19 protein-coding genes are annotated in these 16,051 nt (G+C 49.8%); 8 read left to right on the top strand and 11 right to left on the bottom strand.

Going from position 1 to position 16,051, the window contains the following annotated elements:
- From OXH16_12585 to OXH16_12565, 5 genes are all read left to right on the top strand, one after another.
- Positions 1-771: isochorismatase family protein (locus tag OXH16_12585; protein MCY3682231.1), on the top strand; the 771-nt coding region annotated here is incomplete at its 5' end.
- A gap of 8 nt (positions 772-779) precedes the next feature.
- Complete coding sequence (locus tag OXH16_12580; protein MCY3682230.1) at positions 780-2,216, top strand: sulfatase-like hydrolase/transferase; 1,437 nt, start codon at positions 780-782, stop codon at positions 2,214-2,216.
- 7 nt (positions 2,217-2,223) lie between these two features.
- Positions 2,224-2,952 carry a sulfite exporter TauE/SafE family protein gene (locus OXH16_12575; GenBank protein ID MCY3682229.1) on the top strand — a complete coding sequence of 243 codons (729 nt, stop codon included), beginning with the start codon at positions 2,224-2,226 and terminating at the stop codon, positions 2,950-2,952.
- A gap of 17 nt (positions 2,953-2,969) precedes the next feature.
- Positions 2,970-3,956 (top strand): Gfo/Idh/MocA family oxidoreductase, encoded by a 987-nt coding sequence (locus OXH16_12570; protein ID MCY3682228.1) that lies wholly within the window; start codon positions 2,970-2,972, stop codon positions 3,954-3,956.
- A gap of 4 nt (positions 3,957-3,960) precedes the next feature.
- On the top strand, positions 3,961-4,935 hold the full coding sequence (locus OXH16_12565) for an aldo/keto reductase (GenBank protein MCY3682227.1): 975 nt from the start codon (positions 3,961-3,963) through the stop codon (positions 4,933-4,935).
- Between the two features lie 25 nt (positions 4,936-4,960).
- On the opposite strand, the gene OXH16_12560 is transcribed toward OXH16_12565, so the two are convergent.
- From OXH16_12560 to rraA, 4 genes are all read right to left on the bottom strand, one after another.
- The gene (locus OXH16_12560; protein MCY3682226.1) at positions 4,961-5,308 is read right to left on the bottom strand and encodes a hypothetical protein; all 348 of its coding nucleotides are present in this window, start codon (positions 5,306-5,308) and stop codon (positions 4,961-4,963) included.
- Between the two features lie 163 nt (positions 5,309-5,471).
- The gene (locus OXH16_12555; protein MCY3682225.1) at positions 5,472-6,455 is read right to left on the bottom strand and encodes an aldo/keto reductase; all 984 of its coding nucleotides are present in this window, start codon (positions 6,453-6,455) and stop codon (positions 5,472-5,474) included.
- 9 nt (positions 6,456-6,464) lie between these two features.
- Positions 6,465-7,832 (bottom strand): sulfatase-like hydrolase/transferase, encoded by a 1,368-nt coding sequence (locus OXH16_12550; GenBank protein ID MCY3682224.1) that lies wholly within the window; start codon positions 7,830-7,832, stop codon positions 6,465-6,467.
- Between the two features lie 34 nt (positions 7,833-7,866).
- Positions 7,867-8,364: a ribonuclease E activity regulator RraA gene (gene rraA / locus OXH16_12545; GenBank protein ID MCY3682223.1), complete on the bottom strand. Its 498-nt coding sequence runs from the start codon at positions 8,362-8,364 to the stop codon at positions 7,867-7,869.
- A gap of 225 nt (positions 8,365-8,589) precedes the next feature.
- On the opposite strand from rraA, the gene OXH16_12540 reads away from it, so the two are divergent.
- The 3 genes from OXH16_12540 to OXH16_12530 all read left to right on the top strand — a co-directional run bounded on the left by OXH16_12540 (position 8,590) and on the right by OXH16_12530 (position 10,624).
- Positions 8,590-8,823 carry a hypothetical protein gene (locus tag OXH16_12540; GenBank protein MCY3682222.1) on the top strand — a complete coding sequence of 78 codons (234 nt, stop codon included), beginning with the start codon at positions 8,590-8,592 and terminating at the stop codon, positions 8,821-8,823.
- A 136-nt stretch (positions 8,824-8,959) separates the two neighbouring features.
- On the top strand, positions 8,960-9,706 hold the full coding sequence (locus OXH16_12535; protein MCY3682221.1) for a hypothetical protein: 747 nt from the start codon (positions 8,960-8,962) through the stop codon (positions 9,704-9,706).
- A gap of 33 nt (positions 9,707-9,739) precedes the next feature.
- Complete coding sequence (locus OXH16_12530; GenBank protein MCY3682220.1) at positions 9,740-10,624, top strand: hypothetical protein; 885 nt, start codon at positions 9,740-9,742, stop codon at positions 10,622-10,624.
- Positions 10,625-10,773: 149 nt separating this feature from the next.
- On the opposite strand, the gene OXH16_12525 is transcribed toward OXH16_12530, so the two are convergent.
- The 7 genes from OXH16_12525 to OXH16_12495 all read right to left on the bottom strand — a co-directional run.
- Positions 10,774-10,920 carry a hypothetical protein gene (locus tag OXH16_12525; protein ID MCY3682219.1) on the bottom strand — a complete coding sequence of 49 codons (147 nt, stop codon included), beginning with the start codon at positions 10,918-10,920 and terminating at the stop codon, positions 10,774-10,776.
- Positions 10,921-11,140: 220 nt separating this feature from the next.
- Positions 11,141-12,196, bottom strand: coding sequence for a transposase (locus OXH16_12520; protein ID MCY3682218.1), 1,056 nt, complete (start codon positions 12,194-12,196; stop codon positions 11,141-11,143).
- Between the two features lie 285 nt (positions 12,197-12,481).
- Positions 12,482-13,042, bottom strand: a complete 561-nt coding sequence (locus OXH16_12515; GenBank protein ID MCY3682217.1) for an alpha/beta hydrolase — start codon at positions 13,040-13,042, stop codon at positions 12,482-12,484.
- Between the two features lie 50 nt (positions 13,043-13,092).
- On the bottom strand, positions 13,093-14,085 hold the full coding sequence (locus tag OXH16_12510) for a zinc-binding alcohol dehydrogenase (GenBank protein ID MCY3682216.1): 993 nt from the start codon (positions 14,083-14,085) through the stop codon (positions 13,093-13,095).
- A gap of 13 nt (positions 14,086-14,098) precedes the next feature.
- Positions 14,099-15,106, bottom strand: a complete 1,008-nt coding sequence (locus tag OXH16_12505) for a peptidase dimerization domain-containing protein (GenBank protein ID MCY3682215.1) — start codon at positions 15,104-15,106, stop codon at positions 14,099-14,101.
- Between the two features lie 12 nt (positions 15,107-15,118).
- Positions 15,119-15,421 (bottom strand): hypothetical protein, encoded by a 303-nt coding sequence (locus OXH16_12500; protein MCY3682214.1) that lies wholly within the window; start codon positions 15,419-15,421, stop codon positions 15,119-15,121.
- Positions 15,422-15,491: 70 nt separating this feature from the next.
- The coding region (locus OXH16_12495) for an ATP-binding protein (protein ID MCY3682213.1) at positions 15,492-16,051 on the bottom strand (560 nt) is incomplete at its 5' end.

Here is a 16,051-nt window from a genome sequence, read left to right as displayed (position 1 = left end):
GGAAACCTGATCTTTGATATGGAGGGCACCATGAATCTAACCGTGCAGCATCAGACCTTATTGTGGGACGACAGTGAACACACAGTTTGGGAAACAATAACAGAACGCGTCTATTGGCCTCCCGAGCAAACAGTCCTGTTATTATGCGATGTGTGGAACAACCACTGGTGTCGCGGTGCGGTCGAGCGCTTGGAGGCAATGATCCCCCGCATGAACGCCGTTGTGCAAAGTGCGCGCAAGCAAGGTGTGACCATTATTCACGCACCCTCGGGCACGCTCGATGTTTATGCCAATACGCCTGCGCGGAGACGGGTATTGGATGTCCCACCCGTTGAACCGCCTGAAAATTTGGATCTCGCTGATCCCCCACTGCCAATTGACGATTCAGATGGTGGGTCAGACACGGGTGAAGACCCAAAAAAAATCAACACGCAGGTCTGGACGCGACAACACGCGGGAATAGATATTGACCAGGAACGGGATATTATTTCCGATCAGGGACAAGAAATTTACAGCTATATGCAGCACCGGGAAATCGACAAAATGCTCATCATGGGTGTGCATACCAACATGTGCGTGTTGCATCGCACATTTGCAATCAAACAAATGACGCGCTGGGGTATTCAGGTCGCGCTAATTCGAGATTTGACCGACGCGATGTACAACCCCGCAAAGCCGCCTTATGTGAGTCATGAAGCGGGCACGCAATTGGTAATCTCGTTTATTGAAAAATTCTGGTGCCCAACAATTTTAAGCAATGATTTGCTATGAGGTATGCGATGATTAAACGACCCAATATCTTATTTATCACAACAGACCATTTGCGGTATGATACGCTGGGATGCACAGGGGATCGCGTCATACAAACGCCTGCGATTGATGCCTTATCTGAAAAGAGTACGCGATTTTCAAAATGCTTTGTGCAAAATCCCGTGTGTTCACCGTCGCGTGCGACATTTATGACCGGGCGTTATCCCAAAAATCACGGCGTCAAATGGAATGGATCAAAACTCAACGAAAATGAAATTACAATGGTAGAAGCGTTCAAAAATCAGGGCTATACAACCGCCAGCGTGGGCAAGCACGGCATTGGACAGCAGCGTTTTCAACAAATACTCGACCACATGGACGCCGTGGGAATACGGCGGGGATGGAAAGAGCGAGCAGATGGAAATTATACAGTCACCGATCCCAATCCATTTGAGCAATATGTTCGCGACCGGGGATACGAATATAAAACGGGATACGCCCTGCCCAATTTTCGCAAAAACCTCGGCGCCGTGCCATCCGACCTCCCCGAAGATTGCCACATCGATGCCTATGTGGGAATGAAAAGCATTGAATACCTCGAAGGACTGGATACGAACAATTCCTTTTTCTTATGGGTGGGATTCTACGGACCTCACCATCCCTACGTTCCCTCTGGGCGCTTTGCAAATATGTACGATCCCAATGCGATGCCGCCCTTTCGACATGTAGAAGACGACATTGCAAAAAAGCCGCCCGAATACGGTTTGTATTTTAAAGCAGAACACCACAAATACCGCGGATTTGACCAGGCTTCCGACGAGACATTCCGCAAGATGAAAGCGGCGTATTACGGCATGGTATCGCAAATTGACCATCAAGTGGGGCTAATCCTTGAAACACTGGCAAAAAAAGGCATAGCGGATGAGACCATCGTGATCTTTCTATCGGACCACGGTGAATTTTTAGGCGATCACGGTATCCCGGCCAAAGCGCCATTTCTCCTCGACTGCATGTTACATATACCGTGTTTTATCGCCATACCCGGTCGTGCCGGCAGCGACTGCGACGCCCTGATCGAAACCGTAGATCTATTTCCCACAATCGCGCAGCTATCGGGTTTTGACGCGCCCGAATGCGTGCAGGGCATGGATTTATCGCCGCTGATGAATGGCGAACAATCGGAAATAAGAGACGTAATTTTTGCCGAAGCGGTCGATAAACGCTGCATCCGCACGCGGGAATGGAAATATATTCACTATCCGGCAAAAAATTACGGCGAGTTGTACAATCTAATTGACGACCCCTTTGAATTGGACAACTTATACGATACACAGCCGGAAAAAAGAGAAGAGATGACGCGAGATTTTTACGCCCACATGGATGCAACCGAAGATTTCATCCATCCGCGTTATGATCGCTTTACCGCCAAACAGGGCGAGCCTGTAACACATTATATGACCTGGTGATAAATGCATGGCAATAGTGGATTGGTTTTTAATCGGGGCGGCGTGTATAACATCGATGATCGCGGCTGTGGGAGGCGTTGGCGGCGGCGTTGTCCTCATTGCGATTATGCCGGGTTTTCTCCCCGCAGCGGCGATTATCCCGGTTCACGGACTGGTGCAAATTGCCAGCAATTTGAGCCGCGCGCTCATTGGCCTCAAGCATACCGAATGGCGTCTTGTGGGGCAATACGCAATCGGAACAGTGATTGGCGCCGCGGTGGGTTCTCGTTTTATTGCCGACATTGAATGGGAAACCATGCCCCTCTTTTTGGGTATTTTTATTTTAATCATCACGTGGATGCCCAAATTTTCCCGCGCGCCTGATTTACCCGCAAAATTCACACTGCTGGGTGCTTTTCAAACTGCTTTATCCTTGTTTTTTGGTGTAAGTGGTCCGCTCAATATGCCATTTCTCCTGCGAGAAAACCTCCCCCGAGATCACACGGTAATCACGCATTCGGTTCAGATGGCATCGAGCCATGCGATGAAAATTTTGACATTTGGGTTTTTGGGATTTGTCTTTGCACCCTATTGGAAATTGGTCATTGGCATGATCGCCTCGGCATCTCTTGGGTCTTATCTGGGAACCCTGATCCGCGGGCGCGTGCCCGAGCACCATTTTCGCATACTTTTAAGATGGCTAATAACCCTCCTTGCCGTGCGTATGATTTTGTACGTTCTGTATTCCACCTCATAATCAGAAAAGGATAAACAATGGGTGATATTTTTCGCTGGGGTATTATCGGTCCCGGTAATATTGCACATAAATTCGCCACGGGATTGCGCGCCCTCGACGATGCACAAATCGTCGCTGTGGGATCGCGCAGTCAGGAACGCGCCGACGCCTTTGCCGATGCGTATGATGTACCCAATCGCCACGCCTCTTATGAAGCACTCGCCGAAGATCCAGAAGTCGATGCGGTTTATGTGGCAACGCCCCATCCCTTTCACAAAGAGAACAGTATCTTCTGCCTGAAAGCGGGCAAGCCTGTATTGTGCGAAAAACCATTTACAATCAACCAGCACGAAGCCAGAGAAGTTATCGAAGTCGCCCGTAGCGAAGGCGTGTTTTTGATGGAAGCCATGTGGACCCGATTTTTGCCCATCACTCAACAGGTAAAGGCGTGGGTTACAGACGGCGCGATTGGTGAAGTGCGGATGTTATACGCCGATTTTGGATTTCGGGCCCGCCTCAACCCCAAAGGGCGCTTATTCGATCTCGCACTCGGCGGTGGCGGACTGCTCGATATTGGGATTTACCCCATCTCTTATGCGTCCATGATCTTCGACACACAACCTGCCACCATCTCGAGCCAGGCGCATATTGGCGAAACCGGAATAGATGAACAGGCAGCTATAGTATTTGGCTACGACAAAGGACAACTCGCATTGATCTCGTGCGGCGTGCGAATCAAAACCCCACACGAGGCAAAAATCCTCGGCACGGATGGCATGATCACCGTACCGCGGTTTTGGGATGGACGCACCGCAATCCTGTCCGCCAGTGACAAAGAGGAAGAGATGACACTGGAATGCGCTGGCAATGGATACGAGTGTGAAGCTGCCGAAGTGGCCCGCTGCGTAAGAGAAGGCAAGCTGGAAAGCGATCTCATGTCACACGACGATACCCTTGCCAATATGCAGACCCTGGACGCGATTCGGGAACAATGGGGATTGAAATATCCGATGGAAAGGGAATAATATTATGCCAATGGAATACGGCACAATTGAAGGAATGGACAAAAAAATTTCGCGCATTTTACAAGGTACAATGATGTTGCGCGAAAACGATCTGCAAGAATCATTTGACCTGTTAGACGGCGTATGGGCGCTCGGCGTCAACGGCTTTGACGGAGCATATATTTACGGCGGCGGGCAGTGTGAGCGCGTTTTGGGACAATGGCTCGACGAGCGCGGCCTGTTCGAAGAAGCCGTCATCTTGACAAAGGGCGCACACCACACTGGAAAAAAAAATAAAGTCACCCCACCTGATATTACGGCAGACCTGGCCACTTCTCTGGAACGTTGCCGCACGAATTTTATCGACATCTACGTATTGCACCGCGACGATCCAAATGTCGCAGTTGGCCCCATAGTAGAAATACTAAACGAACACAAAGCAGCGGGCCGAATCGGACTATTTGGCGGATCGAACTGGACCGTGCCGCGCATTCAAGAAGCCAATGAATACGCATATAAGCACAACCTGGAACCATTTACCGTGAGCAGTCCCAATTACAGCCTTGCAGAACAGGTGAAAGAACCCTGGAGAGGCTGTATCAGCATCAGTGGACCTGACAACGAGACGGACCGCGCGTGGTACGCAGAACAAAACATGCCCCTGTTTACCTGGTCGAGTCTCGCACAGGGATTTTTCTCAGGCAGATTCACGCGCGAAACATTTGAAGACTACCAGGCAAACCTGCCCGGCTCTTGTGTCGAAGCCTATTGTTACGAACAAAATTTCAAACGCCTGGACCGCGCGGGAGAACTGGCAAAAGAAAAAGAACTGACCGTGCCGCAAATCGCCCTGGCATTCAACCTGAATCAGCCCCTGAATCTCTTTTCACTAATCGGCGTATTCCATCCCGATGAGTGCAGGGCCAATATCGAAGCCCTCAACTTAAAACTCACACCAGAAGAACTCGATTGGCTGGACTTAAAACGCGACGAGCGGTGAGCTTTTTTACACTAATTGCACAACCTCAAATCTTTTGCCGCATCCAACCGCGCTTGACTTCGGGCTGTCTGCGAAATCCCTTTTGCGGTTTGGTACCCGTTGCCCCCATAGCTTGTTGACGCTTGTGATGGCCTTCCCACTGGCGTTGTGCGCGCTGGCCGTCACTTGAAGACAGCCACGCATCCAATTTTTCTTTCGATACGCCCTTTTCAGTCACAATGCCCCCTTTTTGAAATGCCTGTCGCCTGCGCTTGCTTTCGCCCCGCGAGCATCCCAATTTTCGGGCCATGTGCTTGTCGTCTTCGCCAGCAGCCAAAAGATCTGCAAATGTGCGAAAAAATGTTTCTGGGTCGTCAATCTGAAGATGAGCCATGAGAGCCTCCTGATCTTTTCTAACGTAGCGTAGCTAAAAAATGAGACAAAGACAAGTCGCATCGTGTTTCCAATAGCGATCAAATCCCGTCCGCTCAACCCCCAGCCCTTCTTTGCCTCTCGCCTTTTATCTGTGTCCATCTGCGTCCATCTGCGGACACCTTTCACCTCATCCTCGACGCCGACATCCACATATCGGGATTATTGCCGAGTTTGTCTTTAACACCCTCTGTAATTTCAGATAAGCGTTGCAATATATCGTCTGACAATGCGAGATCAACCGAAGGGAGATTCCATTGCACTTCATCGGGATTTCTCGCACCCACCAGAAGCGATGTAATACCGGGTTGTTGTAGTGCCCAGGCAAGGGCAAGCTCTGCCATTGCCACACCTGCTTCATCGGCGACATCGCGAATTTTCTTCAGTGCGTCAAACACTTCGGCCTCGCAGCCTTCTTCACTGTGCCTGGACATGGAGCGGTCAGCAGAAAACAGGCGGGTTCGCGCCAGGCCATCTGGCACATCATCCGCAGAGGCATAACGTCCGGTAAGCAACCCCTGCATCAGTGGGCTATAACAGATAATGCCAATATTGTTTTCCAAACACATCGGCTGAATCTCGCGTTCAATAACGCGCCAGAGCAAGCTGAAGGACAACTGGTTGGTGACAATATCGCCAACAGCGAGCAAATCGCGCAAATCGCCGCAGGCAAAATTGCAAACGCCAATAGCCCGAATTTTTCCCTGATCGCGGAGACGCTGAAGCGCGCTTGCTGTTTCTGCGATGGGAATATTGTGATTGGGCCAGTGAATTTGGTACAAATCGATATAATCGGTTTGCAGACTTTTCAAGCTTTGTTCGCAGGCTTTGGGCAAATCATCGGATGAAAGATGACCACCTCCTACTTTCGTGGCAATCACCGCGTCTTGCCGACGACCTTTAAGACCCTGCCCCAGCACGCGCTCGGACTTGCCATAGCCTTCTGCCGTATCGAAAAAAGTGATACCCGCATCGAGCGCGGCATGCACCGTAGCGACAGATACATCGTCGTCTTGATCTCCCCAAACATCACCACCAGCAAAAGGCCAGCAACCCAGAGCAATAACAGAAACATCAATATCCGTGCCGGGAAGTTTGGTGTACTTCACGATTCCCTCCTACCGATACCATGTGCCTTCTAAATAACGCGCTGAGAGACGGCGAGACAATTCGCGCCGTACCTCTGGCTCCTGTTCGGCAATATTGTGTTCTTCACCAGGATCTGCAATCAAATCGTAGAGTTCCGTAACATCGTTGTAGTTCTCCACCAATTTGTACTCCCGCGTACGGATACACCTGAAATTTTGTATGCCACTCACGGTTTCCGTGCGGTGTTCCTCTGCCTCTCCGCGAAGCACTGCGCCAACTGATCGCGCATCGATATCCGAAAGCGGAGGCACGCCAGCAAGATCACATATCGTTGGATTTATGTCAATGAGTTCAACGAGAGCATCTGAGACGCGACCGCCTTCAATGCCGGGACCCGCAACAATGAGCGGAACATGTACCGATGCTTCGTAAGGCACACTTTTAGTGTACAAACCGTGATCGCCCAGCATTTCTCCGTGGTCACTGGAAAAGATAACATACGTATTATCGGTCATACCCCGCCGTTCCACAGCCGCGAGCATCTCGCCGATCTGATCGTCAATAACTTCAATTGCCGCGCAATATTGCCGTCGGGTCTCTGCGATTTTTTCCGGGGTCATGTCTTTGATGCGATCTTTCAAGTAAGCGGGCTTACCCGGCAAATTTGCAGGCGTGGCGGGTGGCATCTCTGCATCGCGGTACTTCTCCCCGTATTCGGCTGGCGGATCAAAAGGATCGTGGGGGCCTACAAAGCTCACAAATAAATGCCAGGGAAAATCCCCCGGAATATTCTCAATCCACTCGACAGATCGCTGCCCAATATACACATCCTCAAACGCTTCGGTAGGCAAGACCGAATCGTGACAGGAAGCGTGATAACCCTCTTTGGAGCGACGGGTATAATCATCGACAAAAGCACCGAGCAATCCTCTTTCTTCCAAAAAGTGGTTATAAGGGCCCTGTGGTGTTTTGGAATGCCCAGCGTGCATCTTACCCTCGCATTCAACCGGATGTGTAAAGCCCCACATATACGTAGCGGGCCTGTCGCCATCGCGCCCATTATACCCGTCGGGTTTGGCCAGATCGAGCTTGCCCACACAACCCACGTAATAATTGTAATCGCGCAACTGCTGGTAATAAGTCGGTTGGCTGCGAGGCAAGAAGCAATTGTTTCCAACGCAACCGAGGCGCGAGGGCTGCATGCCAGAAGCCAGTGCAATGCGCGAAGGCGCGCAAACCGGGCAATTTGTCGTGCATTGGGTAAAATGCACCCCCTGCTTTGCCAGACGGTCAATATTGGGTGTGCGAACAAAATCAGCACCTGCACAGCCCATGTAATCAAAACGATGCTGGTCATCCATAATAAAGAGAATATTGGGTCGATCTGTCTGCGGCATAGTTTATCTCCATAATGTAAGGTTGTACTGCAGGTCAAGCCTGCGCGTCTAACAAATCTCTCGTAGCAATCAAAATGCCGTCTTCATCGGCGTAGAGATAATCGCCTGGAAGAAAGGCGACACCAGCAAAAGCAAGAGGCGTATCCTGGCGGCCCTTGCCTTCTTTTCGGCTGCGGCGCGGCACAGCAAAGCGCGCCTTGACACCTATTTCAATTTGTGCAAGTTCAGACACATCGCGCACACCGCCATTTATGACAATCCCCGACCAGCCATTGTCACTGGCGATTTCAGCGACCATATCCCCCAAAAGCGCACACCATGTCGAACCCTCGCCATCGACGACGAGAACGCGCCCCTCGCCTGGGGTTTCGAGTATCTCGCGCACCAGCACATTGTCTTCGTGAACTTTGACCGTGGCAATTGGACCGCAAAATGCCGTAACACCGCCATAGTCGTTGAATATCGGCTCGGCAACTTGAAGTGCTGGATCAGTTTCGTGCTCATCGCACAAATCAGTAGTCTTGAAAGCCATTGATCACCTCGTAAATATCTTTAAACATTGAATCTGCATTTTTACAACCCCTATAATTGCGCCTCAAAAGCAACTTGTCAAAGAAAAAAGCCATGTAACAAATTGCGACAGTCTAATTCTCAAATCCCTACTGGACTTATTAGCTCTATATGGATATATTTTTACACAGACCACGATGAGACACGCTGAATTTAATCCTAAGACAATTTTTCACGACTCGCCCTCATGCCCCTGAAGCGGCCGGCACCCAATAACCCACCATCCAGCTATCGAATTGACCGCAATGAAGCAGTATTCTTTCGACGAGTCAGCAAAGCAGAGCTTGAAAGCGCAAAAAAATCTCATCGTCTTGAACCAGAACTGGGCGGTATGGAACGAGGCAAGCACCTTACCACCACGCCGGAACTGGCACTAAAATGGGGGCAGCAGAAGGTGACCCAAGGTTTGGAAATGAGATAGGCTTTGTCTTAGAAATACGCTTGTCCGCAATCATTGCGGAAGAAATAGAATTTTTAGGTAAACTCGATGGCATCGGAGCCTGATATTTTGCTCGCTTTGACCAATTAAAAGGCGCAAAAATATCTGAGGTGAATCTATGAAGCAAGAGCTCTTAGCGAAGATATGTTTTTCTTCAGAACTACGAGACATCTGGCCGACGAAGTTTTTAAGTGCTGAGGCACATCTGAATGGCAGCAATGAAGATGCGGTACCCTGGTCAATGCGTGCGGAACTTTTGGCTCCACCGGATCAAAGCGGTATATCACCGGCCTGGATATCATTTCTCTCTCCCAAGGCTCCCTTTGCGACACTTTCTCCTCTCAAGTCGTTCAAGCTCACATTGGGAAGCACAGTTGTCGCTCGCTGTACTATCTTTGTCCAACCTCACTGTGAGACGCCGCATCAGGAGAATGATGTCGCAACTCCTGTGCATAAAGAATTGCTTGATCGAAACACATTAACGCCACCAGCCCTTGAGATTATTGAAACAGAGGACGAAGAATATCGGTATTTTGAACTCAGCGCAGAAAGCGAGCGACGATTGCGAGAGAAATTTGGTTCAGACGTAAGGGTTGACCGCGTTAAAGTGCCGTACCTTGTCAAGCATGAATTTCAGAAAATACACGGGAAGCTATACCCTGTGGTATTGGAGTGCATGTTGGACGAATCTATATCTGATTTGACTAATCTCGGTGGCATAAGAGTATTGCACAACGGTCAATCAGTATGGGAGTGGATTCCCGACAATGCTACCTCGCCTACACCGAAGAAAATGTTCACCGTACGTAAATTCAGTCTGGGTGGTGAGGTCCATGCAGACCGAGATCAACTGTATAACAAGTAAATAACCATATTCAGTATTTGGTAAGAAAGAAAAATGGAAATTGATGACATAAAGGAAACTATCGGATTTCGCCTCCGCCTACAGATACGGCTTGAAACGCTGGGCACTAATGAAGTATGTCTTACCACTCGTCTTGCTGGCCGAGAAGTGACGATCAGATCCCGCCAAGATGGCCAGCCGATTTCAAAAGCTAAGTGGATCGTATTGGGAGCGCGTGGGTTCGCCACTGAACCGGAAGCTCGTGCTTTCGGTGAGCGGCTCCGTGCAAATGTACAGCTTGCGGCACTCTGTTCTCAACTTGGTGCTGATACGGGACTAGACAAGGTCTTGAGTTGGATCAATGAAGACTGGTGGCGCTCAATGGGCCGGCTGGCCCCTCACCAGCGGTCCGCGCCTGATGTTCATGGCCTTTCAATTCTACCCGATGATGACAATACGTTAATTCCCTATTCGGAGCCACAAGTAACAAAGACCTCCAATCCTGATCTATTTCTCGATGCCCTGCACGAACTGGCTGAGCAGCCGTCAATCACAGAACCCAAAGTCACTATCGCGGTGCAACTCTTGAATCTTGCTCGCATCAATCCTCAGCCACTTGCCAGAATTGTACTCGCTTTTTCAGCCGTTGAGACGGTCGCACAGGTTGAGAATCGGAGGCAGCGGATTAGCGTACGACAACGTGTGAAACGTGTGCTATGTCGCAATAGCCTCAGCCATCTACACGAAGAATGGGGTAGGCTTTATGATCTCCGCAGTCATTTGTTTCATGGCAGCAAGCAGTTGGCAGAGCAGGAGGTCAATTCACTTGCAAATGATGCCCTGAATCTCTGTAGCAGGATTATTCTTGCGATTATCAAGCGAAATGGCGTCAAACTACCTCCGTTGCCAACAAAAATTTCGGGAGTATCTGACGTGTAGCAAGTCGTGGAGGTTCTGTAATTTTGGAGCGTTCTAAGCAGTGCGTGTATATCAAATTCACTTAACAAACGGCGATAGCCGGTAGTCGCCATAAGTATAAATCCCCGCCAGAATCATATCTGACGGGGATTTTATTTTAGCAAATATGGTCAAACCCACTCAAACACCACACCCAGCGATTCTCTTGGATTATCGACAAGCCTGTCGTAGATAGCCTGACAATCGGCGGGATTGGCGATAGGATCTTGCCATATAGCGTCCGGCAATTGCACGAACTCAATCCGAGCGCCGTTCATCTGGCGTTTACTTACTGGTTTCTCGGCGCAACCTCATTTTGTGGTTTGGCTCCTATTTTTTAACATTGAGATAAAGTAGTCAACATTACTTTGATATTTATTTTTTGAACCTGGTTGACGTATTCCCAAATCTAAAGCATTGGGATTGTAGAATCTTGTTGCTTCAGCAGGGATTGTGGGATCAACAGTAGTTGCTTGCGTTCCCGAAGTTCGGCAAGTCTTACGCTACCTCCGCCAGAGGTGGACGCCCCCACCTGTGAATGTTTATCGCCGCGTTGAGGTCTCTGTCTATCTCAAGACCACACTCACAACAATGGAATGTTCTCTCTCGCAATTCGAGATTCTCTTTCACTGTATCACAAGCCGAGCAGGTCTTTGACGACGGCAGCCATTTGTCGATTTGTTTGACAACCTTGCCCGTCTTTTTGGCAACATACTTGAGAATGTTCAAAAAGTCTGAGAAGCCCAAATCGCTAATCTTTCTGCCCCACAACGCTTTCATGGCGTCGATATTCAGCGTTTCAAAATACATTACGTCATATTCTTTACACAGTTGATGGGCAAGTCGCCAATGATAGTCTCTACGCTGATTAGCAACGCGCCGATGCACTCTGGCAAGACTTACTCTGGCTCTATGACGATTGTTGCTACCTTTCTTCTTGCGAGAAAGATTGCGATTAGCCTTTTTGACTTTCCTCGAATTGCGATTGAAGAACAATGGCGATTGTGTCCTTGTGCTGTCTGAGGCTGTTAGATATGTTTGCAAGCCAAAGTCAAAACCTGCGGTTTTACCGTTCTTGATCATGAATGACTTGATACCCGCAGCCTTTGCAACAACACATAGCCACAAATCGCCTACGCGGTCACGTTTGATTGTGACCATCTTGATACGCTCTACATCGAACTTTCTGCTCTTATGGTATCTGAATATACGCTTGCCAATACGCACCTTGTTACGCTCAAGGAATTTGTATCCTGCTTGCTTCAGCGTATAGGACTGATATCGAAAGCGAGACCTGAAAGTAGGCGGACGCTTATTATCTCTGGCAAAGAATTTCTGATAGCCAAAGTCTATGCGCTCAATCACATTTTGCAATGCCTGTGACGGCAACAAACGCCAATGTGCAAAGCGTGTTGTTCTTTTCAGCTTTGCCAAATGGTTAATCATTGTGAATTTACTCGGATACGTGCCAAAACGCCGATAGTATCGCTTGTGCAAGGCAATGAAATGATTATACACCTCAGCAAAAGAATCTATATCCCTATGGATATACATATTGCGATCACAGAGACTATACATTTTGTATTTGTATGTTAAGTATTCCATAATGTAAATATACACAAAAACAGTCATTTATGCAAGTTTTATGTAGTCAGTAAACGGATGATTTTGGTCGATGAAGTGCTGGCGCACTTGTACACCGCTCCACCGCTCATATTGCCTTGAGCAATGTGCCACCATGCTAAGCATGTTCCGTGATGACTTTACACGGAAGCAATCCCCCATAAGCATGTCCCTGCGAAAGCAGGGATTCTATGCGCTTCGCCATGCGACCCAACGCTAAAGCTCTCTGCTATTGGGTTTTACGCGCAGTTTCTGATAAAAATCTCGATGGGATTCGTCGTACCCGGGAATATTCTTCTTCCACCAGGCAACGTCCATCGTGGTCTGACCGCCAGATGTAGCCACGGCCTGAAGTCTGGTAGATTCGCGTTCGATTGGATCACCGCTGTCTGGACGGGCCATGTCTTCGTGAAAAGCAAGATACATGCAAATTTGTGCTCCGGCCGATCCGCCAAATGCACCGATCCGATTTTTATCGATGTTCCATTCGGTGGCTTTGGAACGCAGAAGCTGAAGCGCTCGTCGGCAATCGTAGTGCGCAGCAGGCAAAGGAGCCTGCTGGACATAACGATAGTTAAAAGCCGCGACAGAAATGCCCGCATCTAATAAAGCTTTCAATGTCTCATTACGAATCCCATCCTTGCTGCCATTTCTGAAACCGCCGCCGTGAATATACACTGCAACAGGGGTGGGTTCGTCTGATTGTGCCGGATAAAAATCAAATACATTCCGCTCATGGAGGCCGTACTTGTAATTTTTAAAAGAGTGGTGTCTCATATTCGATCTCCTCTATGGTTCTGACAGGGATTTTATTTCAGCAGGCGAGATCACCTCCACTCAAATACCACGCCCAACACTTCTCTCGGGTTATCGGCGAGCATGTCGTAGGTAGTCTGGCAATCGACGGGATGGACAACATGGGTAATCAAATCTTCGATAGGCAACTTGCCCGCAGCCATCAAACGCAAAATCAACTCGCGATCTCTGCGCTTGCTCCACGGATAATAAATATGGTCATTATCCGGCGTCTTGGGCTGATGCGCGCCCAGAATCGTGATCTCGCGCAAGTGAATCTCGGGCAAAAAACTCACTTCCACGGTACCTCGCGGAGACCCCAGCGCGACCAGACGCCCCCCCAACCGCGGCAAAGTCAGCGCCATGGGATAAACCGCGGGAATACCTGTCGCTTCAATGACCAGATCGACACCATCGCCCACGCAATGCTCGCGCACCACTTCGGCGACATCCCCCGCGGTATTGGGATTGACACAAATATCTGCCCCCCTGTCTCTCGCCTTACCCAATCGAAAATCATCCAGATCAATCGCAATAACCGGAAGCGCGCCAGCCAACCGCGCAAAGGTCGCAGCCAACTGGCCCACAATACCCATACCAGTAATCGCAACAACCTCACCCAATTCTGGCCGTCCAACCCGATGCCCGTGCATGGCAATCGCACACATAACCATAAAAGCCGCGGACCTGGGCGAAACACCTTCGGGAGTCTTGAGAAAATTCCCACTTATAACCGCATGACTGGCGTGATTGCCCTGCGCGGAAATGCGATCACCTGGTTCTATCCCCTTCACATCATTGCCCACCTCGATCACCACACCCGTATTGCAATACCCTGTTGGCCGCGGAAATGTCCTTGCACGCGACGGTTCACCCCCGTGCGCATAATTGTAAATTTCCGTACCAACACTCATGGCGGTATAATCATTCTGCACCAAAATGCCATTATCCGGCACACGCGGTAGATCAAAGTCTTCCAATTCAATCCGCCGGACATCTGTACATATTAATCGTTGTGCTTTCAAATCTCATCTCCTTCTATGGAGGATCCACGGGAACCTTCTGGCGTTTCGGAATCAGTGGATCGTACTCAAACTCCTTTGTTCCCTTCACAAATTCTGCACGGGCTGCTTGCAACACCTTTTTGTCCAAAATCAGATCAATAGCCGATTTTGCAAACACCTTGGCCGTTTGCAAAACCGCGCGCTCGGCAAAAGGCATTACTGCCTGCGCGGTCATATCGCGGTGATGGCCCGGCGTGCCCTTTGTATAACACACCATCTGAAACCGACCCATCGGTGCCAGCCACGACACATTATCTTCATCCGAAGACCCGCGCCCCTGTGACCCCTTCCCCATTTTGATCTTCCCATCAAATTCACCTTTGTATCCCAATTCCTTTACGCGTTCCTTATCTTTTTTAGAAGCGCGCGGCGGACCAAATAATTTGAGGTTTTGACGTACAGTTTCGCACATCACATCATTTGGCAAACGCGGATACACAGCCGTGATACGATGCCATTTCATAGTCGTTTCTGTAGCCATCGCCGCACCCCTGGCGCATTTGTTCAATCGCTTGCGTATTTTATTCACCTGTTCACGATCCTTCCCCCGCACATAGTACCACACCTTCGCATAAGCCGGTACCACATTGGGCGCATCTCCACCGTCTCGAATCACGGAGTGGATACGCACATTTTCGGGAACGTGTTCGCGCAAATAATTCGCCGCAACATCCATCAACATCACACCATCCAATGCACTGCGCCCATTGTGAGCACTCGCGCCGTGAGACGTCTTGCCAAAAAACTCATAGACCAACGAATCCAGCGACGAACCGCCATAATTGCTAACACCCGTACCCGATCCCGGATGCCACGCCAGCACCGCATCCAGATCTCGAAACGCGCCATCGCGGGCCATATACACTTTACCCGCCAGCGTCTCTTCAGCCGGACAGCCGTAATAGATGACCTGACCGGGTGACTTCAAATTTTCCAATACTGTTTTTGCAGCAACCGCACCTGCGGCCGGGGCAACGCCCAAAAGATTATGGCCTCAGCCGTGGCCCCAGGTGCCCTCCTCGGCACCGCAATTGGGCAAGGCGTCATATTCACCCAACATGCCAATAGTGGGTTTGCCCGTGCCCCAGGTAGCGCGAAAAGCCGTCGGGATATTTTTCCACGGAAATTCAATTTGAAATCCGTTCTCCTCCAAATACGCCGCCAACGCCTTTGACGACTCGTATTCCCGAAATGGTCGCTCTGCCCAGCCGTGAATACTCCGCGACAGATTAAACGCCCGCCGCGACTGCGATTTCACAGCCTGATCCACCTGCAACTTTTTGATTTTTGCATCCATTTTCATCCTCTCTCTAATGACAGTCCATTGTAGATCATAATCAATAAATGGACAATGTGCGAGAATGCCGTCACATTCCCCACACCTCAATCTCGACTCCACTACTTGATGTCCGGCGATCGCGGAATACTTTGTCCGCCCAACGTCTCCCTTCACGACGGTCAAAAATCACCAGATGACCCGCCTCCGCATCGCACCGATCCATGTACTCCGCGGTCTGTTCCAGGCCATCGGCAATGGTCTGATCCAGACTCTTGTGGAGAAGTTTGCACTCAATCACAATTTTGCGCGTCTGATCGCCCTGAGGCCATAAGATGAGCAGATCGGTGCGTCCACGCCCCAAACCATACTCCCGTTCAATGCGTCCACCGCTGTTCACAATGCGCTGGAGAAATGCCTGGAGCAAAAGTTGCGGCCCTGCCTCCTGATATTGGAATCGCGCTACCCAGTGCTCTGAGTGCTCGCGGAAGAAGGTCTGAAACGCGGTCATTAATTTCACCACATTCAAACTGCCATCGGCATTGACGTACCATGCTGTATCCTCGTTGAGTCCCACCTGGGCTGCGTAGGTCAATTCGCGCGGGACGACTTCTGCATAGATCGGATTGGCAATACGGAGTGGATCTTCGG

The sequence above is a fragment of the Gemmatimonadota bacterium genome (assembly GCA_026705765.1).
In the GTDB taxonomy this organism is placed as follows: domain Bacteria; phylum Latescibacterota; class UBA2968; order UBA2968; family UBA2968; genus VXRD01.
Note: the sequence above shows the minus strand (reverse complement) of the source record. Positions and strands in the feature narration are given on the sequence as shown.

What these genes read in the sequence shown, in the direction of transcription:
- OXH16_12580 (MCY3682230.1), top strand. Translation starts at nt 780, where the DNA reads ATGATTAAACGACCCAATATCTTATTTATCACAACAGACCATTTGCGG.
- OXH16_12575 (MCY3682229.1), top strand. Translation starts at nt 2,224, where the DNA reads ATGGCAATAGTGGATTGGTTTTTAATCGGGGCGGCGTGTATAACATCG.
- OXH16_12570 (MCY3682228.1), top strand. Translation starts at nt 2,970, where the DNA reads ATGGGTGATATTTTTCGCTGGGGTATTATCGGTCCCGGTAATATTGCA.
- OXH16_12565 (MCY3682227.1), top strand. Translation starts at nt 3,961, where the DNA reads ATGCCAATGGAATACGGCACAATTGAAGGAATGGACAAAAAAATTTCG.
- OXH16_12560 (MCY3682226.1), bottom strand. Translation starts at nt 5,308, where the DNA reads ATGGCTCATCTTCAGATTGACGACCCAGAAACATTTTTTCGCACATTT.
- OXH16_12550 (MCY3682224.1), bottom strand. Translation starts at nt 7,832, where the DNA reads ATGCCGCAGACAGATCGACCCAATATTCTCTTTATTATGGATGACCAG.
- rraA (MCY3682223.1), bottom strand. Translation starts at nt 8,364, where the DNA reads ATGGCTTTCAAGACTACTGATTTGTGCGATGAGCACGAAACTGATCCA.
- OXH16_12540 (MCY3682222.1), top strand. Translation starts at nt 8,590, where the DNA reads ATGCCCCTGAAGCGGCCGGCACCCAATAACCCACCATCCAGCTATCGA.
- OXH16_12535 (MCY3682221.1), top strand. Translation starts at nt 8,960, where the DNA reads ATGAAGCAAGAGCTCTTAGCGAAGATATGTTTTTCTTCAGAACTACGA.
- OXH16_12530 (MCY3682220.1), top strand. Translation starts at nt 9,740, where the DNA reads ATGGAAATTGATGACATAAAGGAAACTATCGGATTTCGCCTCCGCCTA.
- OXH16_12525 (MCY3682219.1), bottom strand. Translation starts at nt 10,920, where the DNA reads ATGAACGGCGCTCGGATTGAGTTCGTGCAATTGCCGGACGCTATATGG.
- OXH16_12520 (MCY3682218.1), bottom strand. Translation starts at nt 12,196, where the DNA reads ATGTATATCCATAGGGATATAGATTCTTTTGCTGAGGTGTATAATCAT.
- OXH16_12515 (MCY3682217.1), bottom strand. Translation starts at nt 13,042, where the DNA reads ATGAGACACCACTCTTTTAAAAATTACAAGTACGGCCTCCATGAGCGG.
- OXH16_12500 (MCY3682214.1), bottom strand. Translation starts at nt 15,421, where the DNA reads ATGGATGCAAAAATCAAAAAGTTGCAGGTGGATCAGGCTGTGAAATCG.